We start from the raw sequence: 26,464 nt of genomic DNA, 5'->3' as shown, positions 1-26,464 counted from the left end.
GCTCGCCGACTAGGGTGCAGGCAGGCACTCAATCGCAGCGAGGGAGAAGCAGATGGCGGGTCGACTCGCGGTCGTCGGGGCCGGGTTGATGGGCTCCGGCATCGCCCAGGTGGCGGCGCAGGCGGGCTGGCAGGTGACGCTGCGCGACCTGGACGACGCGGCCACCACCCGGGGTCTCGGCGGTATTCGGAAGTCACTGGAGAAGTTCGCCGAGAAGGGCAAGATCGAGGCGTCCGAGGTCGAGGCGACGCTGGCTCGGATCACCCCGACCACCGACCTGGAGGCGGCGGCCGACGCGGACATCGTGGTCGAGGCGGTCTTCGAGCGCCTGGAGATCAAGCACGAGGTGTTCCGCGCCCTGGACAAGATCTGCAAGTCGGACGCGGTGCTCGCCACCAACACCTCGGCGATCCCGGTCACCCAGATCGCCGCGGTGACCGAGCGGCCCGAGGCGGTGGTCGGCACCCACTTCTTCTCCCCGGTGCCGATGATGCAGCTCTGCGAGCTGGTGCGCGGTTACAAGACCACCGACGCCACGCTGGACACCGCGCGGGCCTTCGCCGAGGAGATCGGTAAGACGGTCGTCGTGGTCAACCGGGACATCGCCGGCTTCGTCACCACCCGGCTGATCTCCGCCCTGGTGATGGAGGCGGTCAAGCTGGTCGAGTCCGGGGTGGTGTCCGCGGAGGACCTGGACACCGCCTGCCGGCTGGGCTTCGGGCACGCGATGGGCCCGCTGGCCACCACCGACCTGACCGGCGTGGACGTGCTGCTGCACGCCTCGAAGAACATCTACACCGACACCGCCGACGAGAAGTTCTTCCCGCCGGAGCTGCTCCAGCGGATGGTCACCGCCGGCGACCTGGGCCGCAAGACCGGCAAGGGCTTCTACACGTACTGAGTCGTGGCGACCGGGGCGGGCGTCCGCCCCGGTCGGCCGCTCAGCCGTCGCGCTTGGTGGTCCAGCGGAAGGTGGTCAGGCAGAGCACCACACCGATCACGCACCACAGGGCCAGCACCACCGCCACCCGGCCCAGCTCGAACGAGCCGCCCGGCTCCTGGGCGCCGAAGCTCTCCGGCAGGAACACCGACCGCAGCCCCTGGCACATCCACTTGAGCGGGAACAGCGCCGCCACCTGCTGCATCCAGGTGGGCAGGTCGGTGAAGACGAAGAACACCCCGGAGATGAACTGGAGCACCAGGGCGACGGGGGTGACCACCGCCGAGCCGCTGCGGGCGGTGCGGGCCAGCGACGAGATCGCGATGCCGCACAGGGTGCACGCGGTCACCCCGAGCACGGCGACCCAGCCGAAGGTGAACCACTTCGCGGCGGTGCCCGGCAGGTCGAGGTCGAACAGCGCCACCGCGACGGCCAACAGCAGGACCGTCTCGGCGATGCCGATCGCCACCACCATGATCACTTTGCCGGCGAACCAGACCCACTTCGGCATCGGCGTGCCCCGGTAGCGCTTGAGCACGCCCCGGTCCCGCTCGATCGGGATCCAGATGCCGAGGTTCTGGAAGCTCACAGTCATCAGGCCGGTCGCGATCATGCCGGTGATGAAGTACTGGGTGAACTTGACCCCGCCGCCGATCGTGCCGTCGAAGATCGACGCGAAGATCAGGATCATGATGATGGGGAAGCCCATCGTGAAGACGACCGACTCCCGACTGCGCAGGAACTGGGTGATCTCCAGTCGGCCCTGGCGCAGGGCGAGCGCGCCGGCACCCGGCCGCCGGCCGCGAGTCGCGGTGACCGGCGTCGCCGGCTTCGTCGTGGTCGTCATCGCGCGTGTCCGATCATGGTGAGGTAGACGTCCTCCAGGGTCGGCCGGGTCACCGTGAGCCCGGGGACCTCGCCGCCGTAGCGCGCGGCGAGGTCGGCCACGAAGGCCGTCGGCGTCGCGCTCTGCGCGCTTTCCCGCGTCCCTTCCGGGGTACGCCAGGAGACCGTCGCGAGGGCCTCCTGCCGATTGCCCAGCCGGTTGGGGGCGGCGACCTCGACCAGCCGGCCGCCGGCGATCACGCCGACCCGGTCGGCGAGGGCCTCGGCCTCGTCCAGGTAGTGGGTGGTGAGCACGATTGTGGTGCCGGCCGCGGCGAGATCGCGGATCAGCTCCCAGAACTCGCGGCGGGCCTCCGGGTCGAAGCCGGTGGTCGGCTCGTCGAGGAAGAGCAGCTCGGGACGGCCGACGATGCCCAGGGCCACGTCCAGGCGGCGCTTCTGCCCGCCGGAGAGGGTGTGCGTCCGGGCCTTCGCCTTGTCGGCCAGCCCGACCCGCTCGATCACCTTGTCCGGGTCGTCCGCGTCGGGGTAGAAGCCGGAGAAGTGCCGGATCACCTCGGCCACTGTCAGCTCGTCGAACTCGCCGGTGCCCTGGAGCACGATGCCGACCCGGGAGCGCCAGTCGGCATCCGGTTGGGCCGGATCGACGCCGAGGACTGTGACCTCGCCGGCGTCCCGGCGGCGGTAGCCCTCCAGGATCTCCACCGTGGTGGTCTTGCCGGCGCCGTTCGGGCCGAGCAACGCGAACACCTCGCCCCGGTGGACGTCCAGGTCCACGCCCGCCACCGCCACGTTGTCGCCGTACGCCTTGCGCAGCCCTCGGACGGAGATGGCCAGCTCGTCATCCATGCCGTCCAGTGTGCGTCCTGGCCTGGGCCGGGTGGTGCCCGGGGTGTGGCGGTCCACGCCACTGCGGGCGCTTGCCACCCGGTCGTCCCCGACATGGACCTGTGTGGTTTTCCACAGCTCCTTTTACTGAACGGTAACTTAGACTCCGGCCATGGATGAGACGGCATTCCCGGGGCGGCTGCCCGAGCGGGACCGCCCGTGGGTGATGCGCACCTACGCCGGCCACTCGTCGGCCGCGGCGACCAACGCCCTCTTCCGCCGCAACCTGGCGAAGGGGCAGACCGGCCTGTCGGTCGCCTTCGACCTGCCCACCCAGACCGGGTACGACCCGGACCACGAACTCGCCGCCGGCGAGGTCGGGCGGGTCGGCGTGCCGGTGGCCCACCTCGGCGACATGCGGGCGCTTTTCGACGGTCTCCCGCTCGCCGACACGAACACCTCGATGACCATCAACGCCCCGGCGATGTGGCTGCTCGCCCTGTACGGCACCGTCGGGCTGGAGCAGGGCGCCGACCTGGCCCGCTGCGCCGGCACCACCCAGAACGACATCATCAAGGAGTACCTGTCCCGGGGCACCTACATCTTTCCGCCGGCGGCGTCGCTGCGGCTCACCGCCGACGTGGTGGCGTACACGCTGCGCGAGATGCCCCGGTGGAACCCGGTCAACATCTGCTCGTACCACCTCCAGGAGGCCGGCGCCACGCCCGTGCAGGAGGTCGGCTTCGCGCTGGCCACAGCGGTCGCCGTGCTCGACGCGGTCCGGGACTCCGGCCAGGTCCCGGCCGAGCGGATGGGCGACGTGGTCCAGCGGATCTCGTTCTTCGTCAACGCCGGGGTGCGCTTCGTCGAGGAGATCGCCAAGATGCGCGCGTTCGGCGCGCTCTGGGACGAGATCACCCGGAACCGGTACGGGGTCACCGACGCCAGACAACGGCGGTTCCGCTACGGGGTGCAGGTCAACTCGCTCGGCCTCACCGAGGCGCAGCCGGAGAACAACATCCAGCGCATCGTGCTGGAGATGCTCGGCGTGACGATGTCCCGCGACGCCCGGGCCCGCGCGGTCCAGCTGCCCGCCTGGAACGAGGCGCTCGGCCTGCCCCGCCCGTGGGACCAGCAGTGGTCGCTGCGGATGCAGCAGGTCCTGGCGTACGAGTCGGATCTGCTCGAATATCCCGACCTCTTCGCCGGCTCGCACGTGATGACCGCGCTCGTCGACGAGGTCGTCACCGGGGCGCGGGTCGAGCTGGACAAGGTGCTGGAGCTGGGCGGCGTCGTCGCCGCAGTGGAGACCGGCTACCTCAAGAGCGCGCTTGTCGCGTCGCTGGCCGAGCGCCGTCGCCGGATGGAGTCCGGTGCCGACGTGGTGGTCGGGGTCAACCGGTACACCGCCACCGAACCCTCCCCGCTGACCGCCGCAGGCGCGGACGCGGTCGAGCAGGTCGATCCCGCGGTCGAGGCGGCCGCCGTGGACGGCGTACGCCGGTGGCGGGCCGACCGGGACGCGGCCGGCGTCGACGCGGCGCTGGCCCGGCTGCGCGCGGACGCCGCGACCACCACCAATCTGATGCCGGCCACCCTGGAGTGTGTGCGGGCCGGGGTGACCACCGGCGAGTGGGCCGGCGCGCTGCGCCAGGTCTTCGGCGAGTACCGGGCACCGACCGGCCTGGCCGGTGCCACCGGCGGTGGTGGGGAGCCGGGCCTCGTGGCGGTCCGCGAGCGGGTCACCGCCACCGCGCGGGAGCTGGGCAGCGGCCGGCTGCGGCTGCTGGTCGGCAAACCCGGCCTGGACGGGCACTCCAACGGCGCGGAGCAGATCGCGGTACGCGCCCGCGACGCCGGCTTCGAGGTCGTCTACCAGGGCATCCGGTTGACCGCGGGGCAGATTGTCGCCGCCGCCGTCGAGGAGGACGTCGACCTGGTCGGGCTCTCCGTGCTCTCCGGGTCGCACCTGGCCGCCGTGCCCGCGGTGCTCGACGGGCTGCGCGCCGCCGGCCGGGCCGACCTGCCGGTGGTGGTGGGCGGCATCATCCCGGCCAGTGACGCGGACACCCTCCGGGCGGCCGGGGTCGCCCGGGTCTTCACCCCGAAGGACTTCGCCCTCACCGGCATCATCGACGACCTGGTGACGGTCATCCGTCACGCCAACGACCTGCCCTGATCGAGCGCTGTCCCGGCAGGTCGCCGGCCGGCGTGGGTCAGCGGCCAGTGTGGGTCAGCGGCCGGCGTAGGTCATGCAGTCGGCCATGTCGTTGTCCGGGCCGACCCTGATCGACGCCGCGTGGCACTCCAGCTGCTCGTTGTGCCGGCAGTCGGCGCGCTGGCAGGCGCCCACCTGCGCGATCAGGCTCTCCACGCCGCCCCGGACGGGCGACTCGACGAAGGTGTGGCAGTGGGCGTGATCCATGCTGCCGATGGTGATCGCGAAGGCGTGGCAGTCACCTGCCTGGTTGTACGCGCACGCGGCGACCACACATTCCTGGACTCGGGGCATCTCCAACGCTGCGGTCATGCCGACCTCCTCTAGGCTCTTGCCCCGATACTAGGCTTTTGTCGACCCGTGGAGCCCCGGTATCGCGGGCCGCCGATCCGCCGCGTCAGACGCGGAAGCCGGCGACGCGGGCGGCCTCTCGTTCGCGGCGTCGTTCGGATCGACGACGGAAGAACCAGAAGGTGAAGAACGCCAGGCCGACCAGGACGACGAGCACCAGCACCGGCAGGATGATCGCCACCAGGGAGACCACCACGCTGGTGGCGTCCTCGGCGGTGCTGGCGACCGGGGCGCCGATTCCGGCGGTGGTCGCGTTGATCACCGGGCGGGCCGCGGACTTGAGCAGGTGCACGCCCAACGCCAGCAGTACGCCGGTGACGACCGGCACCCACTGGTGGGACGAGAAGAAGCTCCCTGGGTCGCTGACCGTCACCGTCTCCGACGAGGAGCCGGCGCCGAAGGCCAGGCCACCGGCGGTGGGTCGGACCACTGTCTGCACCACGTCGTTGATGTGGTCGACCACCGGCACCTTGTCCGCCACCATCTCCACGGCGAGCAGCACGGCCATGATGGCGATGACCCAGCCGTTGCCGAGCCAGGTCCAGCCGCTGGGCAGGTCGATCAGGTCGGTGTAACGGCCGAGCAGGCCGAGGATGAGCAGGGGTATGTAGGCGTTCAGCCCCGCCGAGGCGGCGAGACCGGTGCCGGTGAGGACTTCGAACACGGTCTCAGCATCGCACCGACGCGCCAGTGCCGCTCGCTGGCGACCGGTGGGTGCTCGGCTACCCTCGTCGGGTGCGGTTGGTCATTGCGAAGTGCTCGGTGGACTATGTCGGACGGCTCTCGGCTCACCTGCCGCTGGCCACCCGGTTGCTGATGGTGAAGGCGGACGGGTCGGTGTCTATTCACGCCGACGACCGGGCGTACAAGCCGTTGAACTGGATGAGCCCGCCGTGCCGGTTGGAGGAGGCCCCCGGCGTGTGGCGGGTCGTCAACAAGGCTGGCGAGGAGCTGCGGATCACCCTGGAGGAGATCTTCCAGGACACCTCGTACGAGTTGGGTGTGGATCCGGGCCTGCGCAAGGACGGAGTGGAGGCGCACCTCCAGGAGTTGCTGGCCGCCAACCCGGGTGCCCTGGGTGAGGGGTTCACGCTGGTCCGCCGCGAGTACATGACGGCGATCGGCCCGGTCGACCTGCTGTGCCGGGATGCCAACTCGGGCTCGGTCGCCGTCGAGGTCAAGCGACGTGGCGACATCGACGGCGTGGAGCAGTTGACCCGCTATCTCGAGCTGATGAACCGTGACCCGCTGCTCAGCCCCGTCGTCGGGGTCTTCGCTGCCCAGGAGATCAAGCCGCAGGCCCGGGTGCTCGCCACCGACCGGGGCATCCGGTGTGTGGTGGTGGACTACGACAAGCTGCGCGGCATCGTGAAGGACGAGCTGACCCTTTTCTGACCGGCGTCCTACCCGGTGCGCACCGCGATCAGTGACTTCGGCAGACCGAACACCCGCTCCACCAGCATCGTCGAGTCGGGGAAGTAGTGACGCATCTGCGAGCGGTCCAACAACTCGGTCCAGAGCACCTGGTGGATGGCGGCGTCGTGGCTGCGGGTCGGCTTGTGCCCCAGCGGCCACCGTCGGGCGAACGCGGTGCGCAGTCGTACCGGCAGGAACTGCATGCCGGGCGCGATCCAGTGTGGCTCGATGGGGAAGTAGCGGTAGGGCGTCTGGACCCAGTGCCGGTCGGCCAGTGAGCGGGCGGCGGCGGCGAAGCGGATCCGCCGTTCGTGCCCGCCCACGTGCTCCAGCACCGAGTTCGAGAAGACCAGGTCGAAGCTGCCCTTGGTGAGGTGCGGGGGCAGGTCGCAGGCGTCGGCCTGCTCGACGTGGGCCCAATCCGGGACGACGGCGGGCGGCTGCTCCAGGTTGACGACTGTCACCCGGGCCGGTCGGACGGTGGCGCGGTGCCAGGTGCCGAGCCGGCCACCGAGGTCGACCACGTGCATGTCGCCGATGTCGGGAAAGGTGCGCGCCAGCCAGTCCGAGCGGTGCCGACGCCGTCGGGCGCTCCACGACTGGTCACTGTCGACAAGGCGGTAACGCAATCGATTGGGGCCCATTTAACGCAATGTACCGCCGTGACCACGGTGTATAAACATGTGGATACGCCGATCCTTGTTGATGATCGGTTATCCGACACTTACCTCCCGTACATGACCTTGATGGCCTTGACGAGTCGGGCCACGTCGGCGGGGGTGCGCTCGAAGGTCATCGACGGCAGCAGCGACCGGGCACGACGTCGGGTGATCGCCTTGGACCGACCGAACTCACGCAGGCCGTCCTCCCCGTGGATCCGTCCGAAGCCGGAGTCGCCGACACCGCCGAACGGCAGGGTGGACATGCCGGCGAAGGTCAGCGTGGAGTTGATCGACGCCATCCCGGAGCGCAGTCGCCGGGCGATGGTCACCGCACGCCGTCGGCCGAAGACCGAACCCCCGAGGCCGTACGACAGGGCGTTGGCGCGGGTGACGGCCTCGTCGGCGTCGCGGACCCGGCTGATGGTCAGCGTGGGACCGAAGGTCTCCTCGCGGACGGCAGCGGACTCCTCCGGTACGTCCACCAGCACTGTGGGGTGGACGTACGGCGGTTGCACGGCGCTCGGGCCGCCGAGCACGGCGCGCCCGCCGGACGTGATGGCGGCGTCGATGTGTCGGCGGATCACGTCGATCTGCTTGGGCATGGTGATCGGGCCGATGTCGGTGCCCTCCGGCCCGACCGTCAACCGACCGGCGCGGGTCACCACCTTGTCGACGAAGGCGTCGAAGACGGCGTCGACCGCGTACACCCGCTCGATGCCGATGCAGGTCTGGCCGGCGTTGGTCATACCGCCCCAGACACACGCCTCGGCGGCCGCGTCCAGGTCGGCGTCGCTGTCCACGATCATGGCGTCCTTGCCGCCACCCTCGATGAGCACCGGGGTCAGCGTCTCGGCGCAGGCGGCCATCACCTTTCGGGCGGTGGCGGTGGAGCCGGTGAAGGCCAACTTGTTGACGCCGGAGCGGCACAGCGCCGCGCCCACGTCGCCCAGCCCGTGCACGGCGGTGAACACCGGCTGCTCGGGCACCACCTCGGCGAAGCTGTCCACCAGCCACTGGCCGACGGCGGGCGTGTACTCGCTCGGCTTGAGCACCACGGCGTTGCCGGCGGCGAGGGCGTACGCGGCGGAGCCGATCGGCGTGAAGACCGGATAGTTCCACGGCCCGATCACGCCGACCACCCCGTACGGCTGGTATTCGAGGTGCCCGGAGAACTCGGCCAGGATGAGCCGGGACCGCACCCGGCGTGGACCGAGCACGCGGCCGGCGTTGCGGGCGGCCCAGTCGATGTGCTCGATCGCCGTGACGATCTCGACGATGGCGTCGGCGACCGGCTTGCCGCCCTCGACGTGCACCAACTCGGCCAACTGCTCGATGCGCTTGGCGAGCAGCGCACGCCACCGCAGCATCCGCTGGCGGCGGCCGGTGAAACCGAGGCCCGCCCACCACTCGCCGGCGGCGCGGGCGCTGTCGACGGCCTGCCGTACGTCGGCGTCGGTGGCGACCGGGAGGCGACCGGCCTCGGCGCCGGTCGCCGGGCTGGTGGAAACCAAGTGGCCCGCGTCGATGACCGGAACGCCCGGGATATGCACTGCCGTCATGGCGGAAGTCTAGACCCGAGGATTACTCGCCGGTAGGGTCCCCGATTCGGGGCGGGGGAGCGGCGTCGCACCAACCCGGCCGATCGTTGATCAGTGCAGGTCAGGGCGTTGGTGACGGATGCGGCCCGCCCGAATCGTCGAACGGCAGGTGGCCGGGAGGTGACGAGAGGCTGACCGGCCGGTCGGTATTGACGACTACCGTCTGATGGCAAGCTGACGCGCGGAGTGACGGTGTGGGGTGGAGGGCTGACTGTCCATGGAGGAACTTCCGGAACTGATGCCGCTGTTGACGGTCGCGGGTGGACCGATGCGCGGCGCGAGCTTTCGTATGCGAGCCGAGATACAGGTGATCGGCCGAGCGCCGACCGGTCAGGTGGTCATCAACGACCCGCACCTGAGCCGTCGCCACGCCGAGGTGTGGCTGGCACCGGAGGGCCCGTCCCTGCGGGACCTGGGCTCCACCAACGGCACCTGGCTCAACGACCGGCGGATCACCGAGGTGGAACGACTCTCCGACGGTGACGTGATCCGGCTGGGCCGCACCGAACTGCGCCTGTTCGACCCCGGGGTGGCGCTCACCGACCCGGTGGGGCTCAGCTTCGGCCCGTCCCGGCGCGACGTCCGACCGACGCTGCCGCTGCCGCTGGCCGCGCCACCGGGCTCGCGTCGCTGATCGCCTGGCGGTCCGCCACACCGGGTAGCTCCGTTGGGTGGCGGTCCGACACCTGGACCGGCGGGGACACCCGTGGCACCATGCCGCGGATGGAGACCGAGCAGCGGATCGTGACGGCGAACGGCATCACCCAGGCGGTACGGGTGGCCGGCTCGCCGGACGGCACACCGGTGCTGCTGATCCACGGCAACTGCTCGTCAGCGCTGTTCTGGGAGCCGCTGGTCCGCCGTCTGCCACCGATGCTGCGGGTGGTCGCCCCCGACCTGCGGGGGTACGGCGACTCCGCGACCGCCCCGGTGGACGCCACCCGGGGCCTGCGGGACTTCGCCGACGACGTGGCCGCACTGCTGGACGACCCGACGCTCTTCGACGCCGAGGCGCGCCCGGTGGTGGTCGGGCACTCCCTCGGCGGCGGGGTGGCGATGCGCCTGCTGGTCGACCATCCGCACCGGGTGGGGGCGTTGCTGCTCGCCGCACCGGTCTCCCCGTACGGCTTCGGCGGCACCCGCGACCTGACCGGTACGCCGACCACAGCCGACTTCGCCGGCACCGGCGCCGGCACGGCGAACCCGGACTTCGTGGCCCGCCTCGCGGCCGGTGACCGGAGCACTGACGCGCCGGCCAGCCCGCGCGCCGTGCTGCGAGCCACCTATGTCGCCGATCCCGCCTCGCTGGGCACTGACGAGGAACTGCTGCTGGACACAGTGCTCTCCACCGCCACCGGGGACGACAACTACCCGGGCACGGCGGTGCCGTCGGAGAACTGGCCGGGCACCGCGCCGGGGGAGCGCGGGGTGCTCAACGCGCTCGCGCCGACCTGGTTCCGGCTCGCCGACGAGCTGGTGGCCGTCGCCGAGAAACCGCCGGTCACCTGGGTACGTGGAGACGTCGACGTCATCGTCTCGGACACCTCGCTCTTCGACCTGGCGTACCTGGGTTCGCTGGATCTCGTGCCCGGCTGGCCCGGCGCGGACGCCTGCCCACCGCAGCCGATGGTCGGCCAGACCCGGGCGGTGCTCGACCGGTACGCGGCGGCCGGCGGCGCGTACCACGAGGTGGTGCTGCCCGGTTGCGGGCACAGCCCGCACCTGGAGCGCCCGGCGGAGTTCGTCGCGGAGTTGTTGGCCCTGACCAGCGTGGCGGCCGGGTAGCGGCGCCGCTGGGCCGTGGGTGAAATATGCCACGGCGTCTCGACAACTCACCGTCACGTGGCAGACTCGCGCGCATAACCTTAGCGGCCGTTCAGTGGTCGTGCGGAGTCTCTGGGGAGGCCGGTCGTGGCGCGCGAGTTCAGCACCGTTGGTGTGGTGGGGCTGGGCACCATGGGTGCCGGCATCGTCGAGGTCTTCGCCCGCAACGGCATCGACGTGGTGGCAGTGGAAATCTCCGCGCCGGCGCTGGAGCGCGGCCAGGCCACCCTGAAGGGCTCCACCGACCGGGCGGTCGCCAAGGGCAAGCTCGCCGAGGCGGACCGCGACGCCCTGCACGAGCGGGTGCACTTCGCGGTCGGGCTGGACGCGCTGCACTCCGTCGACCTGGTCATCGAGGCGGTGCCCGAGCACCTGGACCTCAAGCAGCGGATCTTCGCGGAGCTGGACCGGGTCTGCCGACCGGAGACGATCCTCGCCACCAACACCTCGTCGTTGAGCGTCACCGAGATCTCCGTCGCCACCAGCCGCCCCAACCAGGTGATCGGCATCCACTTCTTCAACCCGGCCCCGGTGATGAAGCTGGTCGAGGTGGTCCGCACGGTAGTCACCGCACCCGAGGTGGTCGCCGACGTGGAGGCGCTCTGCGCCCGGCTCGGCAAGGTCGACGTCACCATCAACGACCGGGCCGGCTTCATCGCCAACGCGCTGCTCTTCGGCTACCTCAACCACGCGGTCGCCATGTTCGAGTCGCACTACGCGACCCGGGAGGACATCGACGCCGCCATGAAGCTCGGCTGCGGCCTGCCGATGGGCCCGCTGGCGTTGATGGACCTGATCGGCCTGGACACCGCGTACGAGATCCTGGACACCATGTACCGGCGCGGCGGGCGGGACCGCCGGCACGCCCCGGTGCCGCTGCTCAAGCAGATGGTGACGGCAGGGCTGCTCGGCCGGAAGTCGGGCCGGGGGTTCTACACCTACGAGCGGCCCGGCTCCCCGGTGGTCGTACCGGACGAGGCGACGCCGCTCGCCACGGACGCCGCGCTCGCCGACGGCGCGCGCGCCATCGCGAAGGTCGGCGTGGTCGGCTCCGGAACCATGGCCACCGGGATCATCGAGGTCTTCGCGAAGGCCGGCTACGAGGTCGTCTCGGTGACCCGCGGCATGGAGAAGTCCGCGAAGGTCTGCGAGGCGGTCAAGACCTCGCTGAACAAGGGCGTGGTGCGCGGCAAGCTCGCCGAGGCCGACCGGGACGCCGCCCTGGGCCGGATCAGCTGGTCCGCCACGCTCGACCATCTCGCCGACGTCGACCTGGTGGTCGAGGCGGTCGTCGAGGAGTTGAGCGTCAAGAAGGCTCTCTTCGCCAGCCTCGACGAGATCTGCAAGCCGGGTGTGGTGCTGGCCACCACCACCTCGTCGCTGCCGGTGATCGACGTGGCGATGGCCACCCAGCGGCCGGCCGACGTGGTGGGGCTGCACTTCTTCAACCCGGCCCCGGTGATGCCGCTGGTCGAGGTCGTCCGCACCATCCGCACCTCCCCGGAGGCCACCGCCACCGCCCGCGCCGTCTGCGCCGCGCTCGGCAAGACCGGCGTGGTCTGCGGCGACCGGTCCGGCTTCATCGTCAACGCGCTGCTCTTCCCGTACCTGAACGACGCGGTGAAGATGCTGGAGGCCAGCTACTCGACGGCCGACGACATCGACCACGCCATGAAGTTGGGCTGCGGCTACCCGATGGGCCCGTTCGAGCTGCTCGACGTGGTCGGGTTGGACGTTTCCCTGGCCATCCAGCGCGAGCTGTACCTGGAACTGCGAGAGCCGGGTTTCGCGCCCGCGCCGCTGCTGGAGCACCTGGTCACCGCCGGCTACCTGGGCCGCAAGACCCGCCGCGGCTTCCGCGACCACTCGCACCGCTGACCGGTCGCCCACGATGCGGAGGTCAGCACGGTTTCGGCGGGGCTCCGGGTCGCCGACGACCGTGGCGAGCCGGCCAGCTGGGAGTGACCGTAACCTTGGTGACTGTGAGCCCCCGTCGCAACCGCCCTCGCCGGGACGAGAACGCCAACCTGGACGCCGACCGGGTCCGCCAGGGCGTCGCCTCGGTGCAGCAGTGGACCGACGGCGCCTGGCAGGTACGCGGCATCGGCGCGGGCGCGTCGGTCAAGACGTACCGCTGCCCCGGTTGTAACCAGGAGATCCCACCTGGGGTGGCCCACCTGGTGGCCTGGCCGGCGGACGGCCTGGGTGACCTGACCGACCGGCGGCACTGGCACAGCGGCTGCTGGCGGGCCCGGGAGCGGCGCGGCCCGGCGGTGCAGCGTGGCCGGGGCTCCCCGCGCTACTGAGCGACCTGGGTCACCCTGTTCGTGCCTGGGCGGGCGGTGGCGGCGACTTCGCGACAGACTTGGGTGGTGAGCACAGCGATCCGCGCGTCGTCGATCCTGCCCGGCCGCCGGGAGGACATCGAGCTGCACACCGCCGACGGTCTGCGGCTGGTCGGTGAGCTGGCCCTGCCGGCCGACCGGCCGCCGGTGGCCACCCTGGTCTGCCTGCACCCGCTGCCCACCCACGGCGGAATGATGGACAGCCATGTGTTCCGCAAGGCGGCCTGGCGGCTGCCCGCGCTGGCCGACCTGGCGGTGCTGCGGTTCAACACCCGGGGCACCAGCAGCGTGCGCGGCACCAGCGAGGGAGCCTTCGACGGCGCGGTGGGCGAGCGGTACGACGTGGCCGCCGCCATCGAGTACGCGGAGTTCGCCGAGCTGCCCAACATCTGGCTCGTCGGCTGGTCGTTCGGCACCGACCTGGCGCTGAAGTACGGCTGCGACCCGACGATCGCCGGGGCGATCCTGCTCTCCCCGCCGCTGCGCTTCTCCGCCCCCGAGGACCTGGCCACCTGGGCCAACTCGGGGCGGCCGCTGGTGGCGCTGGTGCCGGAGTTCGACGACTACCTACGCCCCACCGAAGCGCGGGAGCGGTTCGCCGCCGTACCGCAGGCCGAGGTGGTCGGGGTGCCGGGCGCCAAGCACCTGTGGGTGGGCGACGCGGAGACGGTGCTCGACCAGATCGTCCGGCGGGTCAACCCGGCCGTCGAGGTGCCGCTTCCGACGACCTGGGACGGCCCGATGGAGGCCGGCGACGTCAGCGCGTACGCCGACCGCACGGTGGCCGCCTTCGCCGACACCCCCGTCCCCGGCCCGGCCGCCACCAAGGCGGACTGACCCGCCCGTTCCCGGCCCGGCTGACGCTCAGCGGCGCTCCTGGCGGGGCAGCACCACCTCGCGCAGGATCAGTTGCAGCGCGGCCACAGTGGGGATGGCGATCAGCGCGCCCACCACACCCAGCAGCGCCACCCCGAGCAGCGCGGCCAACAGGGCGGCCACCTCGTTGACCTCCACCGAACGCCGCATCACCTTCGGGTAGATGAGGTAGTTCTCCACCTGCTGGTAGATCAGGAAGAAGACCGCGCAGGCGATGCCGGTCGGCAGGTCGGCGGCGAAGCCGACCAGACTCACGATCACCGCGCCCAGGGTGGCGCCGATCTGCGGGATCAGGTCGGTCACCGCGACCACCACGGCCAGCGCGAACGGGTACGGCAGGTCGACGATCAGGGCGAAGACGAAGGTGGTCGCGCCGGCCAGCACCGCGATGCTCAGCGCGCCGACCATGTAGGAGCCAACCTTGGCCAATATTTCGTCACCGATCAGCTGCACCCGCTGCCGCCGCGACCGGGGCACCAACGAGTAGCCCAGCGAACGCAGCTTGTCGAAGTACGCCAGGAAGTAGATGGTCAGGACCAGCACGGTCAGCGTCCGAAACACCGTGCCGAAGATCAGTTGTGCGCCGCCCAGCACCCCGCCGAGCGCCCGTCCGACCGTCTCCGCGTTGGCCGCGCCCTGCACCCGCTCCACCACGTCGTACCGCTCCACCAGGTCATTGACCGTCGGGTTGCGGCGCAACTGGTCGAGCAAGCTCGGGATCTGGTCGATGAACTGCCCCGACTGGGTGACGATCGGCGGAACCAGCGCCACCACCCCGCCGCAGAGCAGCAGCACCACGGTCAGGGCGACCCCCGCCACCGCCAGGCCGTGCGGCACACCCCAGCGGCCCAGTCGGACCACCGCCGGGTTGAGGCCGATCGCGAGGAAGAGCGCGATCACCACCAGCACGAGGATGCCGCCGGCATTGCGAATCCCCAGATAGAGGGTGTACGCCAGCAGCACGCCCAGCGCACCGGTGAAGCCGAGCAGGAAACTGCTGCGGCGCAGTGGCCGCCCCGGTGTGCCGAACTTTCCGGACGGGACCGCCGGTGGCTCATCCGGGTCGACCCCGGGGGCGGGGACCGGCACCGGGGGTGGCGTCTCCGCCGACGATGCCGCCCGCGCCTCCGTCGGCTGCGCTTCCGCCGACGGTGGCGTCTCCGCCGGCTGTGGGGTTTCGGCTGGCGGGGGACCGGGGGTCACGTTCGGCTCGTCGCCGGACGGGTCGTGCTGTGGCACCAGGGACCTCCCGGCTCAGACCGTCGGACGACGGGCGACGGCCACGAACGCCCGCCACGCGGCGGGCACGAACACCAGCACCGGGCCGGCCGGGTCCTTACTGTCCCGCACCCCCACGACCTCGGCCAGGTTGTCCGCCACCTCGACACACTCTCCGTTGCCGCTACGGCTGGACGTGCGCCAGAGCGCGCCGGTCAGGTCCATGAGGTCACAACTTCCTTCATCAGCTCGATCGACTGGCGGCGAGAGAACGCACCGTTTCTGATCATCTCCCAACGCGCCAGCAGCGTAGCCACCTCATGGTCGCCATCGACCACGAGACCGTCAATCTGATGCTCCATGTGCCCCACCCAACCACCGTCGGCGCCTCGGGCCAGATTGAACGGTCCGGAAAGTCGGCCCCACGGCCCCAGCGGCTTGGGCCGTACCCCCGGCGTATCCCCGCCCCTGCGGCGCGCGGACGCCGCACACTCCGCTGCGACCCATGTGGTGCTGCCGGGCCGACGGCCGGCCGTGGCCCCGCAAGAACGCCCGGCTGCTGCAAGCGGAGTTCGGCGAGGACCCCACCCACCCCGGACGTCGTCCAGGCGCGCCGAATCCGTGCAGATCTTGGACAGTTCCGTTAGGCCGTGACGGGAACTGTCCAAGATCTGGTGGTGGGGCGGCGCTCAAGGGCGAAAGCTGTCCGGATGCTGCCCGCCGATGACGCCGACGCACTCGACTGGCTCGCCTTCGAGCAGGCGGGCGTGCTGACGACCGCGCAGGTCGCCGGGTTGCTCAGCGAGGGGCGGGTGCGGGGCCGGATTCGCTCCGGTCGGTGGCGGTCGATCTGCCGCGGGATCCTGCTGGCCGGAAACGGTCGGCTCACCCGCGACCAACAACTCTGGGTGGCGGTGCTGGCGGCCGGGCCGGGGGCGGTGCTGGCCGGGGTGTCCGCCGCCGCCGAAGCCGGGGTACGAGGACTGCGACGCGAGCCGGTGCACGTGCTGGTGCCGGCAGCCCGCCGTGCCGCGCGGGCCAGCCTGCGTCGACTTCCGATCGACATGCCCGCCGTCCTGGTCCACCGCACGACGGTTCTCCCCGAGGCCCATGTTCAACGTGCCCGCCCACCGCGTACCACGACGGCGCGGGCCCTGGTGGACGCGGCGGGTTGGGCGGCCGGCGTGGACGAGGCGCAGTCGGTGCTGGCTGCCGGTTGCCAGCAACGCCGGGTGCTGCCCGAGGAGTTGCAGGCGGTGCTCGACGTCCTCCCTCGGGCCCCCCGTCGGCGGCTGATCGGGCAGACCGTCAGCGACATCGCGGGCGGCGCACAGGCGCTCTCGGAGATCGACTTCCTGCGGCTGTGCCGCAGGCACCTGCTGCCCGCCCCGGACCTGCAGGAACACCGGGTCGACGCGGCCGGCCGGAACCGCTGGCTGGACGCGTACTGGCGGGAGTGGCGGGTGCAGGTGGAGATCGACGGCGCGCACCACATGGACGCCAAGCAGTGGGCGGCCGACATGCGTCGGCAGAACGACGTCTGGACCAGCGGCGACCGGATTCTGCGCTTCCCGGCCTGGCTGGTCCGCGCCCGCCCGGACGAGGTCGCCGACACCGTCCGGCGCGCCCTCATCGCGGCCGGCTGGACCCCCACCACGCCCCTACGCCACCCGACGCAAAAGTGAATCTTGGACACTTTCCGTCAACCGATGACGGAAAGTGTCCAAGATTTCGAAGCTTCGACGGGCGGGTGCCCGTCACTCCTTCTCGATGGTGACCTTGCTGGGCTTGGCGCTGCGCTCGTCGGTGGTCGGCTTGGTGGGTCGCTTGCCGTTCTCACCGGTGCTAGTGATCTTGGTGGGCTTGGCGCCCCGACCACCCTCGCCCGGAACGGCGGCCACTGTCGGCTCCCCGTCCACCCCGGCGCTCGCCGTGCCACCGTCCACTGTGGTCATCGGCTCGGCCACCGGCCGCGTCGTGGACTGCCCGGACTCCTCCGCAGCGGCGTTCACCGGCTGCCTGGTGTCGGCGGGCTCCGTCTTCAGCCCGGCGCCCGCACCCGATCCGGAGGTCGCGCCGGCGGCAACGCTCACGCCGTCGTCCCCACCACCGGACACGCCTTCGCTCGCGCCGGCGTCGCCGGCCGGCGCGGTCGGGCCGTCGATCGGACCGGCGACACTCTGCAACCGCAGCTCGGACATCTGACGCTGAAGCTCGTCGGACTCCTGCCGGGCCTTCCAGGTCTCCTGCCGAAGATCCGCCAACTGCTGTTGGGCCTGGGCGATCTCCAACATCACCTGGGCCAACTGCTGACGGCCCGCCGCCGACTCCTGCTGGGTCGCCGCCAGGTGCTGCTGGGTGGTGGCCAGGTGCTGCTGCGTGGTGGCCGCGTACTCCTCGAACTGCCGTCGGGACCCCGCGACATGCTCGTCGGCCTTGCGGCGCTTGTCGCTGGCCTCGGCCTCGGCCCGGCTCAGCAGATCGGCGGCCTCCGCCTCGGACCGCTGGCGCAGCGCCGCCGCGTCCCGCTCGGCTGCCTGACGGACGCCGGCCGCGCCCTGCTCGATCTCGTTCTTGCGAGCCGTGTACTCGGTCTCCAGCTCGTTCTTCCGGGTGGAGTATTCGGTTTCCAGCTCGTCCCGACGGGTGGTGAACCCGCTCTCCAGCTCCTGCTGACGGCTGGCGAGTCCGGCCTCCAACTCCTGCTGGCGCGCCGCGTGTTGCTTGTCCAGCTCGTCGCGGCGCTTGGCGAACTCCTGCTCGGCCGCGGACCGCCGCTGCGCCAACTCCCGGTCGGCCGCCTCCCGACGGGAGTTGACCTCCTGCTCCACCCCGGCCCGCCACGCGCCCAGCTCCTGCTGGGTCTGCGCCCGGGTGTGCTGCACGTACGCCTCGGTCTCGGTGCGCATGCGCTGCACGTACGCCTCGGTCTCGGCCCGGCTGCGCTTCGCCGACTCGGTTGCCTGCGTCGTCAGCCGCTCGGCCTCCTGCTGCGCCTTGGCGCGGGTGGCCCGCCCGGCCATCGACGCGTCGTCGATGATCTGCTTGGCCTCCTGCTGCGCCTTGGCGTGGGTGGCCCGCCCGGCTTCGGTCGCGGTGTCGGTGAGCCGCTTGGCCTCCTGGAGCGCCTTGGCATGCACCTCCTTGGCGGCATCGCGCAGGTCGCTGGCCTCCTGCCGGGCGTTGGCCAGCGTCTCGCGGGCCGTCTCGCGCAGCTTGGTGGCCTCCTGCTGGGCCCGGGTGTGGATCTCCTTGGCGGAATCCCGTAGCTGGGTGGCCTCCTGCTGGGCCTTCGCCAGAGCGTCCTGCGCGGCCTTGCGCAACTGCGCCGACTCGTCCTTGGCCGACCGCAGGGCCGCGTTCGCCTCGGCCCGCTGCGCGGCGCTGTGCCGCTCCTCCTCCGCGCGTCGGGCGGCGAGGGCGATCTCGAAGTCCTTCAGCGCCCGCGCGGCCTGCTCGCGGGCCTCCTCGATGATGTGCTCGGCCGCGGCACGACGGGCCTCGATCTCCCCGTTCGCGTCGCCGAGGATCTGCTCCGCCTGTTCCTCGGCGAGAGTGAGGATCGACTCGACCCGCGGGCCGAGGTGCCGGAACGACGCCCGGTCGACGACGTTCATCTGCTTGCGCACCTGGGTCAGGTCGCGCTGGAGAACCTCGACCTGGCCGGCGAGCTTGTGGATCTGTGTATACGCCTGTTCCCGTTCGGAGGCGAGGGTCGCGATCTCGTGCTCAGCACGTGCGACATAACGGTCGACCTGTTTCTTCTCGTACCCCCGCAGAGCGGACTCGAAGCTGGGCTCCGTCGTCACGTCCCCGCCGAGAGCGAACAGTTCCTCGCCGTGCGACATGCCCCCATCCTCACACGCAACGGGCCCTGCTGGGGCGATACGGACGGGCCTTGTGGGAGCTACTTCACTCCGTTGCGGTCAACGGATACCCGGGGTTAGGAAACGCATACGGCGCGAGGTGGCACCGGTTACCCGGTGTCACCTCGCGCCGTCGATGCCCCGACCTGACGCCTCGCGTCAGCCGGCGGTCTCCGCGGGCACCCGCTCCTGACCGCCATCGGTCTTCTTGGCTGCTTCCGGCTTGGCAGCCGGAGCGGCCTGCGCCGGCATTCCCGGAACGATGCCGGCGAGGCCGGAGAGCATCTGACCCAGCTGCGACGTGACAGCGTCCTTCTGCCGGGTGAGGTCCTCGACCTCGCGGCGGGCGGCCTGCGTGGTCAGCTCCGCCTCGGTGCGAGCCTCGGTGAGCAGGCGCTGCGACTCGGCCTTCGCCTCGTTGAGGGTCTTCTCCGAGTGGGCCTTGGCCTTGTCGACCGTCTCGGCGGCGTTGCGCTCCGACTCGACCCGCCGCGCCTCGGCGCGCTGCTCGATCTCCTTGGCCCGCTCCTGCGCGGCCCGGGCACGCTGCTCGGCCTCGCTGACCATCTTCTGGGTCTGCGCGACCTGGGCGGCGTGCCGCTCGGACTCCTCGCGCTCGGCCTTCTCCCGCCGCTCGGCCAGCTGGAGCTCCAGGGCCTGCAGGTCCTTGTCGCGCTTGTCCCGCGCATCGGTGAGCAGCTTGGTCGCCTCGGCGCGCTTCTCCTCAGCCTCGCGGGCGGCCTTCGCCCGCTGCTGGGTGATCTCCCGCTCTGCGGTGGCCCGCAGGGTGGCGACCTCCCGCTCGACTGTCGACTTCAGCTCGGCCACCTCGTGCGCGGTGACCGTACGCAGCTGCTTGGTCTCCCGGTCGGCGTCGGCGCGCAGCGTGTCGGCCTCGCGGCGAGCCTGCACCCGGACCTCGGCGGCCTCGCGCTCGGCGGCCGTGCGCAGGTTGCCCGCCTCGCGCTCGGCGCTCGCCTTCATGGCGGCGGCCTCGGCGCGGGCCTTGTCGGTGATCTCGCGGGCCTCGAGGCGGGCGGCGGAGAGAATGCCCTCCGACTCGCGCTTGGCCTCGTTGCGGTGGTCGTTGGCCTGCTCCTCGGCGAGCCGGAGGATCTGCTCGACGCGCGTGCCGAGCCCGGAGAGGGTGGGTCGGCTGTTCTCTTCGAGCTGCTTGTTCGTGTCGGTGAGCTTCTGCTCCAGCGCACTCATGCGCTGCTCGGCCTGGCGGAGCCGACGCTGGGCGTCGTTCATCCGCTGCTCGGCCTCGGCACGGGCCTGCTCGGACTGGGTCAGCGCGGCGGTCATCCGGCCGAGGAAGTCGTCGACCTGATGGGTGTTGTATCCGCGCAGGCCAACGGTGAAATCTGGCTGCGAGTTCGCGTTATCGAAGAACGCGAGAGGGGAGGACTGCTGCTGGGGCATTGGGACATACTGGCAGACGCCCCAGGGTGCTTCGCAAGAGCGGTGCGAAGCTTTCGTGCCCTCTTTACATGGTCAACTCCCGCGATCGGCGAGGTTGGACCAATCGGCGATCTTGGCAGGTCCCGGCGGGTCGGACGCCACGCAGCGTGACGCGGAAAAGGGCCCCGGGGTTACCCCGAGGCCCTTTGTTCGATCCGGGTGGCTTATCCGCTAATGGGGGCGGAAGAACAATGAGCGATCAGCGCAATGGTCATCCGGCGTTCCACCGTCCGGCCGGGGCCCGCCTCGGCGCTCCGGATGCCGGTCGACGCCCCCGAGGCCGGCGGCGCCGGTCAGTGACCCCGGGCCGGCGGCGCCGACCCCGGGCCGGCGGCGCCGGTCAGTGACCCCGGAACCGGTTGATCGCGTCCTCGTGCCGGGCCCGCAACTCTCCGTCGCGCACGCCCAGCCCGTCGGTGGGTGCGAGGCAGCGTACGCCGACCTTGCCCTGGTGGGCGTTGCGGTGCACCTCGTACGCGGCCTGGCCGGTCTGCTCCAGCGGGTAGGTGCGGGACACCGTCGGGTGCACCTTGCCGAGCGCCACCAGGCGGTTGGCCTGCCACGCCTCGTGGTAGTTGGCGAAGTGGCTGCCCACGATCCGCTTGAGGTGCATCCACAGGTAGCGGTTGTCGTACTGGTGCAGGAAGCCGCTCGTGGAGGCGCAGGTGACGATGGTCCCGCCGCGCCGGGCCACGTAGACGCTGGCGCCGAACGTCTCCCGGCCCGGGTGCTCGAACACGATGTCCGGGTCCTCGCCGCTGGTCAGCTCGCGAATCCGTTCGCCGAAGCGCCGCCACTCGTCCGGGTCCTGGGTCTCCTCGTCCTTCCAGAAGCGGAAGCCCTCCGCGGCCCGGTCGATGACCAGCTCCGCGCCCATCTTGCGGCACAGCTCGGCCTTCTCCGGTGAGGACACCACGCAGACCGGAATCGCGCCGCCGTTGAGCGCCATCTGGGTGGCGTACCCACCGAGGCCGCCGGAGGCGCCCCAGATCAGCACGACGTCGCCCTGCTTCATGTTGGCGCCGTGGTGCGAGACGAGCTGCCGGTACGCGGTGGAGTTGACCAGCCCGGGACTGGCCGCCTCCTCCCAGCTCAGGTGCCGCGGCTTGGGCATCAGCTGGTTGGCCTTGACCACCGCCAGCTCGGCCAGTCCGCCGAAGTTGGTCTCGAAGCCCCAGATCCGCTGTTGCGGGTCGAGCATCGTGTCGTCATGACCGGCCGCGTCCTCCAACTCGACGGAGAGGCAGTGCGCGACCACCTCGTCGCCGGGGGCCCAGCGGGTCACCCCGGGGCCGGTGCGCAGCACCACGCCCGCCGCGTCCGAGCCGACCACGTGGTACGGCAGGTCGTGCCGGCGGGTCAGCTCGGAGACGCGGCCGTAGCGCTCCAGGAACTTGAAGGTGGGCAGCGGCTCGAAGATGCTGGTCCACACCGTGTTGTAGTTGATCGCGCTGGCCATCACCGCGACCAGCGCCTCGCCCGGCGCCAGCTCCGGCGTCGGCACCTCCTGCACGTGCAGGGCCTTGCGCGGGTCCTTGTCCCGGGTGGCCATGCCGTCGAACATCCGGGCTTCCTCGGCGCGGACCACCACGCCCCGGTAGCTCTCCGGTACGGGCAGCCCGGCGAGGCCGGCGAGTTCGCGGTCCGGATCGTTCGATTCCTCCGCCGCCATGATCGCTTCGAGGATGTCCTGCACGGTGACCTCCGGTTCATCCGCACCCGCACGGGCCCGGGTGCTGCCATCGTCGGCGCCGGTGGGCACGACCGCCATGTCGGCATTCGACACATCCGGCACCGGTCGCGCTCCTGTGGGGCCGGACGTTACTGAACGGTAGCTAGGCCGGGAAGTCCTCTGTGAAAAACTGCATCCGCCGATGCGTGAAGGTGTCCGACCACAGCGCCAACCGCGCACTGACGTGCGCGCACCCGGCGTCCGACGGCCGTTACCCCTCGCTGATCAAGAGTTTTCGGTCATCTGCGCGGCGCAGGATGACGCAAACCTCTTGATCAACAGGGGGTGAGGGCGGGGCAGGGGGTGAGGGCGGGGCAGGGGGGTCGGTCAGTGGGGGGTGGGGGCGGGTTGGACCAGTTCGACGAGGACGCCTCCGGCGTCCTTGGGGTGGACGAAGTTGATCCGGCTGTCCGCGGTGCCACGCCTCGGAGCGTCGTAGAGCAGGCGCACGCCACGCTCGCGCAGCGCCGCGCAGGCCGCGTCGATGTCCACCACGGTGTACGCGACCTGCTGCACGCCCGGCCCGTTGCGGTCCAGGAACTTCGCGATCGTCGACTCCGGGGTGAGCGGGGCGAGCAACTGCACGCAGCCGCCCTCGGTGGTCGGCCCGACGGCCAGCATCGCTTCCCGGACGCCCTGCTCGGTGTTGGTCTCCACGTGGACGCAGCGCATCCCGAACGTCCGCTGGTAGAAGTCGATCGCGGCGTCCAGGTCGGCCACGGCGATCCCGACGTGGTCAATCTTGCGAAGCCCGATGTCTGTGACGTAGTCCGCACCGGGCTCGACGGGGGAGTTCTCTGCCATGGCGCTAGTCTGGCCGAACAATCGTTAAGGCGTACAGCTCGGCACCCCCTCGGAGGCAGGCATGGCTTCGGTGATCGTCAGCGGCGCGCGGACCCCGATGGGCCGGCTGCTGGGCAACCTCAAGGACCTCCCGGCCACGAAGCTCGGCGGGATCGCCATCAAGGCGGCGCTGGAACGTGCCGGCGTCAGCCCGGACCAGGTCCAGTACGTGATCATGGGCCAGGTGTTGCAGGCCGGCACCGGTCAGATCCCGGCTCGGCAGGCGGCGGTCGAGGCCGGCGTGCCGATGTCCGTGCCGGCGCTGACCATCAACAAGGTCTGCCTCTCCGGCCTGGACGCGATCGCCCTGGCCGACCAGCTGATCCGCGCCGGCGAGTTCGACATCGTGGTGGCCGGCGGCATGGAGTCGATGACCAACGCCCCGCACCTGCTGATGGGCCAGCGCACCGGCTACAAGTACGGCGACGTGGTGGTCAAGGACCACATGGCGCACGACGGGCTCAGCGACGCCTGGGACTGCTGCTCGATGGGCGAGTCGACCGAGCGACTCGGTGCCAGGCACGGCATCTCCCGCGCGGAGCAGGACGCCTTCGCCGCCGCCAGCCACCAGCGGGCCGCCGCCGCGCAGAAGAACGGCCACTTCGCCGACGAGATCGCTCCGGTGGTCATCCCGCAGCGCAAGGGTGACCCGCTGGTGATCACCGAGGACGAGGGCATCCGCCCGGACACCACTGTCGAGTCGCTGGCCAAGCTGCGTCCCGCCTTCGCCAAGGACGGCACCATCACCGCCGGCAGCTCGTCGCCGATCTCCGACGGCGCCGCCGCGGTGCTCGTGATGAGCAAGGCCAAGGCGAAGGAGCTGGGGCTGACCTGGCTGGCCGAGATCGGTGCGCACGGCAACGTGGCCGGCCCGGACAACTCCCTGCACTCGCAGCCGTCCAACGCCATCAACCACGCCCTGAAGAAGGGTGGCCTGAGCGTGGCGGACCTGGACCTCATCGAGATCAACGAGGCGTTCGCGCAGGTCGGTGTCCAGTCCACCCGGGACCTCGGGATCAGCCCGGACAAGGTCAACGTCAACGGCGGCGCGATCGCGCTGGGGCACCCGATCGGCATGTCCGGCGCGCGTCTCGTACTGACCCTCGCCCTGGAGCTGAAGCGGCGCGGCGGTGGCACCGGCGCGGCCGCGCTGTGTGGCGGCGGTGGCCAGGGCGACGCGCTGATCATCCACGTGCCGGGCAAGGCCGAGACCAGCCAGTGAGCACCAGGAGCGAGCCGGTCCCGCGAGCCCCGCGGTCGCGAACGGGGGTGACGCGGTGAGCGAGGCTGAGCACGTCCCGGCAGCGGGCACCACGTCGGTGCGCCGCAGCCGGGACGTACCGCTGCTGGTCGAGCGGGCCCGCACGGGCGACCCCCGCGCGGTGGCTCGCCTGATCACGTTGGTGGAGAACGGTGACGCGCTGTTGCCGGAGATCGCCGCGGCGCTGGCGCCGTACGCCGGGCAGGCCCAGGTGGTCGGGCTGACCGGTTCGCCCGGGGTGGGCAAGTCGACCACCACGAACGAGCTGGTCCGCGCGCTGCGGGCGCGCGGGCACCGGGTGGGCGTGCTGGCTGTCGACCCGTCCAGCCCGTTCACCGGCGGAGCGATCCTCGGTGACCGGGTGCGGATGCAGGACCACGCCACCGATCCGGGCGTCTACATCCGGTCGATGTCCAGCCGGGGCCACCTCGGCGGGCTGGCCGCGGCCACACCGCAGGCGGTCCGGGTGCTGGAGGGCGCCGGCTGCGACGTGGTGCTGGTGGAGACGGTCGGCGTCGGGCAGGCCGAGGTGGAGGTCGCCTCGCTCGCCGACACGACGCTGGTGCTGCTCGCACCCGGGATGGGCGACGCGATCCAGGCGGTCAAGGCCGGCATCCTGGAGATCGCCGACGTGTTCGTGGTCAACAAGGCGGACCGGGACGGCGTCGACGCCACCGTCCGTGACATCCAGGGCATGATCGCGCTCGGTGAGCGCGGACCGGGGCAGTGGCGGCCCCAGGTGGTCCGGTCGGTCGCCGCGCGCGGCGAGGGCATCGACGACATCGCCGCCGCCATCGACAAGCACCGGGGCTGGCTAATCGAGCACGGCGAGCTGCGCCGCCGCCAGGAGGCGCGGGCCGCCGCCGAGATCGAGGCGATTGCGCTCGGCACCCTCCGTTCCCGGATCGGCTCACTGCGCGACGGTACGGAGTTGGCCACGCTCGCCACCAAGGTTGCCGAGGGCGCTACCGACCCGTACACGGCGGCGGACGAGTTGCTCGCCCAGCTCGCACGCTGACCCGGCGACCTGCCGGCCGGCGCGTCCACATGGTGGAACCCGATCGGCACCGTCCGGTGCGGACGGACGCCGTCGCCCGTGCGGCCGGTCGGGCGCGCTGCACGCCTGCAAGCGAAGGTCCCTCTGGTTTTAGTAGGCTCGCCGCGCGTGGCCGCAAGCGGGGCTTCCGCGAAGCGGGCTGACGAGCCGGTCGGTCCACAATTCACCGGGACCAGGGGAGATGTGATCATGACGGACGCGGTGGAGAACGCCGGTGCAGTGCAGCCCGCGACGGGCGCGGCCCGGGGTGTCACGTCGGTTTCCGACGAGGTCGTGGAGAAGATCGCCGGTACGGCCGCTCGTGCCGTGCCCGGTGTCGCCGATCTCGGCGGCGATGTTTCCCGGTTCTTCAACAGCGTGCTGGACAAGATCGGCCTGGACGAGGTGGGCGACGCTCGGCGGGGCGTGTCGGCCGACGTGAAGGGCAGTTCGGCCGTCATCAACGTGGTCCTGGTGATCGACGCCGGGCACGTCGTGGCCGACGTGACCGAGGCGGTGCGGGCCGCGGTGATCGAAGCGGTGGAGAAGTACGGCCTGACTGTCACCCAGGTCAACGTCACTGTGGACGACATCGAGCTGAACCAGCCGGGGGCGGCAGCCGGAGCCTGACGCGTGGCTGCCCGACAATCTGACGGCTGACTCGGTGGTGTGAGGAGCAGGGAGCGACTGTGGACCTGGAAGCAACGCGGGAGCTGACCAGGGCGTCGGTGCCGGCCGGCGGGACGACGCAGGTCGCCGACGAGGTGATCGAGAAGATCGCCGTCGCGGCGGCCCGCGCGGTGCCCGGCGTGGCCGACCTGGGCGGGGACGTCGCCCGGTTCTTCAACGCGGTTCTCGACCGGGTCGGGCTGGACCAGGTGGGTGACGCCCGGCGGGGTTGCTCGGCCCACGTGACCGGGGACGCCGCCGTGGTCAACCTGGTGTTGGTGATCCAGGCCGGTCGACAGGTGACAGAGGTCAGCGGTCAGGTGCGCGCTCGAGTGACCGAGGCGGTCGAGACCTTCGGGCTGCGGGTCGACGAGGTCAACATCCGGGTCGACGACCTGGCGATCAGCGAAACCCCCACCACACCCCCAGCCTGAGCGGTCCTGGTCCCACCCCCCCCCCCCCCCCCCCCCC

General features: G+C 71.2%; 26 protein-coding genes. 13 read left to right on the top strand and 13 right to left on the bottom strand.

The window, feature by feature from the left end:
- Nucleotides 1–52 precede the first annotated feature (52 nt).
- Complete coding sequence (locus KBX08_RS24990) at nucleotides 53–901, top strand: 3-hydroxyacyl-CoA dehydrogenase family protein (RefSeq protein WP_030333194.1); 849 nt, start codon at nucleotides 53–55, stop codon at nucleotides 899–901.
- Between the two features lie 40 nt (nucleotides 902–941).
- On the opposite strand, the gene KBX08_RS24985 is transcribed toward KBX08_RS24990, so the two are convergent.
- Together KBX08_RS24985 and KBX08_RS24980 are read right to left on the bottom strand one after the other, a co-directional pair.
- Entirely contained in the window at nucleotides 942–1,787 is an 846-nt protein-coding gene (locus KBX08_RS24985) for an ABC transporter permease (protein ID WP_112584029.1), read from the bottom strand.
- Nucleotides 1,784–2,635 carry an ABC transporter ATP-binding protein gene (locus KBX08_RS24980; RefSeq protein ID WP_210785810.1) on the bottom strand — a complete coding sequence of 284 codons (852 nt, stop codon included), beginning with the start codon at nucleotides 2,633–2,635 and terminating at the stop codon, nucleotides 1,784–1,786. Before KBX08_RS24980 ends, KBX08_RS24985 begins: the two co-directional genes overlap by 4 nt.
- 151 nt (nucleotides 2,636–2,786) lie before the next feature.
- Here KBX08_RS24980 and KBX08_RS24975 point away from each other — a divergent pair, with 151 nt between their 5' ends.
- Nucleotides 2,787–4,793, top strand: a complete 2,007-nt coding sequence (locus KBX08_RS24975) for a protein meaA (protein ID WP_210785809.1) — start codon at nucleotides 2,787–2,789, stop codon at nucleotides 4,791–4,793.
- A gap of 54 nt (nucleotides 4,794–4,847) precedes the next feature.
- On the opposite strand, the gene KBX08_RS24970 is transcribed toward KBX08_RS24975, so the two are convergent.
- Both KBX08_RS24970 and KBX08_RS24965 read right to left on the bottom strand, forming a co-directional pair.
- Nucleotides 4,848–5,144, bottom strand: a complete 297-nt coding sequence (locus tag KBX08_RS24970) for a DUF1540 domain-containing protein (protein ID WP_210785808.1) — start codon at nucleotides 5,142–5,144, stop codon at nucleotides 4,848–4,850.
- Nucleotides 5,145–5,229: 85 nt separating this feature from the next.
- Nucleotides 5,230–5,847, bottom strand: coding sequence for a DUF4126 domain-containing protein (locus KBX08_RS24965; RefSeq protein ID WP_210785807.1), 618 nt, complete (start codon nucleotides 5,845–5,847; stop codon nucleotides 5,230–5,232).
- A 71-nt stretch (nucleotides 5,848–5,918) separates the two neighbouring features.
- Here KBX08_RS24965 and nucS point away from each other — a divergent pair, with 71 nt between their 5' ends.
- Entirely contained in the window at nucleotides 5,919–6,578 is a 660-nt protein-coding gene (nucS, locus tag KBX08_RS24960; RefSeq protein WP_112584054.1) for an endonuclease NucS, read from the top strand.
- Between the two features lie 8 nt (nucleotides 6,579–6,586).
- Here nucS and KBX08_RS24955 read toward each other — a convergent pair whose 3' ends face one another.
- Nucleotides 6,587–7,243: a methyltransferase domain-containing protein gene (locus KBX08_RS24955; protein ID WP_210785806.1), complete on the bottom strand. Its 657-nt coding sequence runs from the start codon at nucleotides 7,241–7,243 to the stop codon at nucleotides 6,587–6,589.
- An 80-nt stretch (nucleotides 7,244–7,323) separates the two neighbouring features.
- Nucleotides 7,324–8,820: an aldehyde dehydrogenase family protein gene (locus KBX08_RS24950; RefSeq protein ID WP_210785805.1), complete on the bottom strand. Its 1,497-nt coding sequence runs from the start codon at nucleotides 8,818–8,820 to the stop codon at nucleotides 7,324–7,326.
- Nucleotides 8,821–9,076: 256 nt separating this feature from the next.
- Here KBX08_RS24950 and KBX08_RS24945 point away from each other — a divergent pair, with 256 nt between their 5' ends.
- The 5 genes from KBX08_RS24945 (at nucleotide 9,077) to KBX08_RS24925 (ending at nucleotide 13,865) form a co-directional block, all read left to right on the top strand.
- A complete protein-coding gene (locus tag KBX08_RS24945) occupies nucleotides 9,077–9,493 on the top strand; it encodes an FHA domain-containing protein (protein WP_210785804.1) in 417 nt (138 codons plus the stop codon).
- Between the two features lie 80 nt (nucleotides 9,494–9,573).
- Entirely contained in the window at nucleotides 9,574–10,644 is a 1,071-nt protein-coding gene (locus KBX08_RS24940; protein ID WP_210785802.1) for an alpha/beta hydrolase, read from the top strand.
- 126 nt (nucleotides 10,645–10,770) lie between these two features.
- Nucleotides 10,771–12,561 (top strand): 3-hydroxyacyl-CoA dehydrogenase family protein, encoded by a 1,791-nt coding sequence (locus tag KBX08_RS24935; RefSeq protein ID WP_210785801.1) that lies wholly within the window; start codon nucleotides 10,771–10,773, stop codon nucleotides 12,559–12,561.
- A 98-nt stretch (nucleotides 12,562–12,659) separates the two neighbouring features.
- Entirely contained in the window at nucleotides 12,660–12,989 is a 330-nt protein-coding gene (locus tag KBX08_RS24930) for an ATP/GTP-binding protein (protein ID WP_124821217.1), read from the top strand.
- A gap of 66 nt (nucleotides 12,990–13,055) precedes the next feature.
- The gene (locus KBX08_RS24925; RefSeq protein WP_210785799.1) at nucleotides 13,056–13,865 is read left to right on the top strand and encodes an alpha/beta hydrolase; all 810 of its coding nucleotides are present in this window, start codon (nucleotides 13,056–13,058) and stop codon (nucleotides 13,863–13,865) included.
- 27 nt (nucleotides 13,866–13,892) lie between these two features.
- Here KBX08_RS24925 and KBX08_RS24920 read toward each other — a convergent pair whose 3' ends face one another.
- From KBX08_RS24920 to KBX08_RS24910, 3 genes are all read right to left on the bottom strand, one after another.
- On the bottom strand, nucleotides 13,893–14,993 hold the full coding sequence (locus tag KBX08_RS24920; RefSeq protein WP_210785825.1) for an AI-2E family transporter: 1,101 nt from the start codon (nucleotides 14,991–14,993) through the stop codon (nucleotides 13,893–13,895).
- 165 nt (nucleotides 14,994–15,158) lie between these two features.
- Entirely contained in the window at nucleotides 15,159–15,347 is a 189-nt protein-coding gene (locus tag KBX08_RS24915; RefSeq protein WP_210785798.1) for a DUF397 domain-containing protein, read from the bottom strand.
- A complete protein-coding gene (locus KBX08_RS24910; protein WP_210785797.1) occupies nucleotides 15,338–15,484 on the bottom strand; it encodes a hypothetical protein in 147 nt (48 codons plus the stop codon). The genes KBX08_RS24915 and KBX08_RS24910 overlap by 10 nt, the downstream gene beginning before the upstream one ends.
- 348 nt (nucleotides 15,485–15,832) lie before the next feature.
- Between KBX08_RS24910 and KBX08_RS24905 the strand changes: the two genes are divergently transcribed.
- Nucleotides 15,833–16,807 (top strand): hypothetical protein, encoded by a 975-nt coding sequence (locus KBX08_RS24905; RefSeq protein ID WP_210785796.1) that lies wholly within the window; start codon nucleotides 15,833–15,835, stop codon nucleotides 16,805–16,807.
- A 72-nt stretch (nucleotides 16,808–16,879) separates the two neighbouring features.
- Here the strand turns inward: KBX08_RS24905 and KBX08_RS24900 are convergent, their stop codons facing one another.
- The 4 genes from KBX08_RS24900 to mce form a co-directional block, all read right to left on the bottom strand.
- Entirely contained in the window at nucleotides 16,880–18,970 is a 2,091-nt protein-coding gene (locus tag KBX08_RS24900) for a hypothetical protein (RefSeq protein ID WP_210785795.1), read from the bottom strand.
- A 177-nt stretch (nucleotides 18,971–19,147) separates the two neighbouring features.
- Complete coding sequence (locus KBX08_RS24895; protein WP_091405818.1) at nucleotides 19,148–20,413, bottom strand: DivIVA domain-containing protein; 1,266 nt, start codon at nucleotides 20,411–20,413, stop codon at nucleotides 19,148–19,150.
- Nucleotides 20,414–20,792: 379 nt separating this feature from the next.
- Nucleotides 20,793–22,148, bottom strand: a complete 1,356-nt coding sequence (gene ccrA / locus KBX08_RS24890) for a crotonyl-CoA carboxylase/reductase (protein ID WP_210785824.1) — start codon at nucleotides 22,146–22,148, stop codon at nucleotides 20,793–20,795.
- A 363-nt stretch (nucleotides 22,149–22,511) separates the two neighbouring features.
- Nucleotides 22,512–22,988, bottom strand: coding sequence for a methylmalonyl-CoA epimerase (gene mce, locus KBX08_RS24885; protein ID WP_210785794.1), 477 nt, complete (start codon nucleotides 22,986–22,988; stop codon nucleotides 22,512–22,514).
- Nucleotides 22,989–23,049: 61 nt separating this feature from the next.
- Between mce and KBX08_RS24880 the strand changes: the two genes are divergently transcribed.
- The 4 genes from KBX08_RS24880 to KBX08_RS24865 all read left to right on the top strand — a co-directional run bounded on the left by KBX08_RS24880 (nucleotide 23,050) and on the right by KBX08_RS24865 (nucleotide 26,427).
- On the top strand, nucleotides 23,050–24,249 hold the full coding sequence (locus KBX08_RS24880) for an acetyl-CoA C-acetyltransferase (RefSeq protein WP_091405811.1): 1,200 nt from the start codon (nucleotides 23,050–23,052) through the stop codon (nucleotides 24,247–24,249).
- A 55-nt stretch (nucleotides 24,250–24,304) separates the two neighbouring features.
- The gene (gene meaB, locus KBX08_RS24875) at nucleotides 24,305–25,306 is read left to right on the top strand and encodes a methylmalonyl Co-A mutase-associated GTPase MeaB (RefSeq protein WP_210785793.1); all 1,002 of its coding nucleotides are present in this window, start codon (nucleotides 24,305–24,307) and stop codon (nucleotides 25,304–25,306) included.
- Between the two features lie 228 nt (nucleotides 25,307–25,534).
- Nucleotides 25,535–25,954 carry an Asp23/Gls24 family envelope stress response protein gene (locus KBX08_RS24870; RefSeq protein WP_112584058.1) on the top strand — a complete coding sequence of 140 codons (420 nt, stop codon included), beginning with the start codon at nucleotides 25,535–25,537 and terminating at the stop codon, nucleotides 25,952–25,954.
- A 59-nt stretch (nucleotides 25,955–26,013) separates the two neighbouring features.
- The gene (locus tag KBX08_RS24865) at nucleotides 26,014–26,427 is read left to right on the top strand and encodes an Asp23/Gls24 family envelope stress response protein (protein WP_210785792.1); all 414 of its coding nucleotides are present in this window, start codon (nucleotides 26,014–26,016) and stop codon (nucleotides 26,425–26,427) included.
- The last annotated feature ends 37 nt before the right edge of the window (nucleotides 26,428–26,464 follow it).

This window comes from Micromonospora sp. H61 (assembly GCF_018070325.1).
GTDB lineage: Bacteria > Actinomycetota > Actinomycetes > Mycobacteriales > Micromonosporaceae > Micromonospora > Micromonospora salmantinae.
The sequence above is the reverse complement of the archived record's forward strand: the minus strand, read 5'-3'. Positions and strand labels throughout refer to the sequence as shown.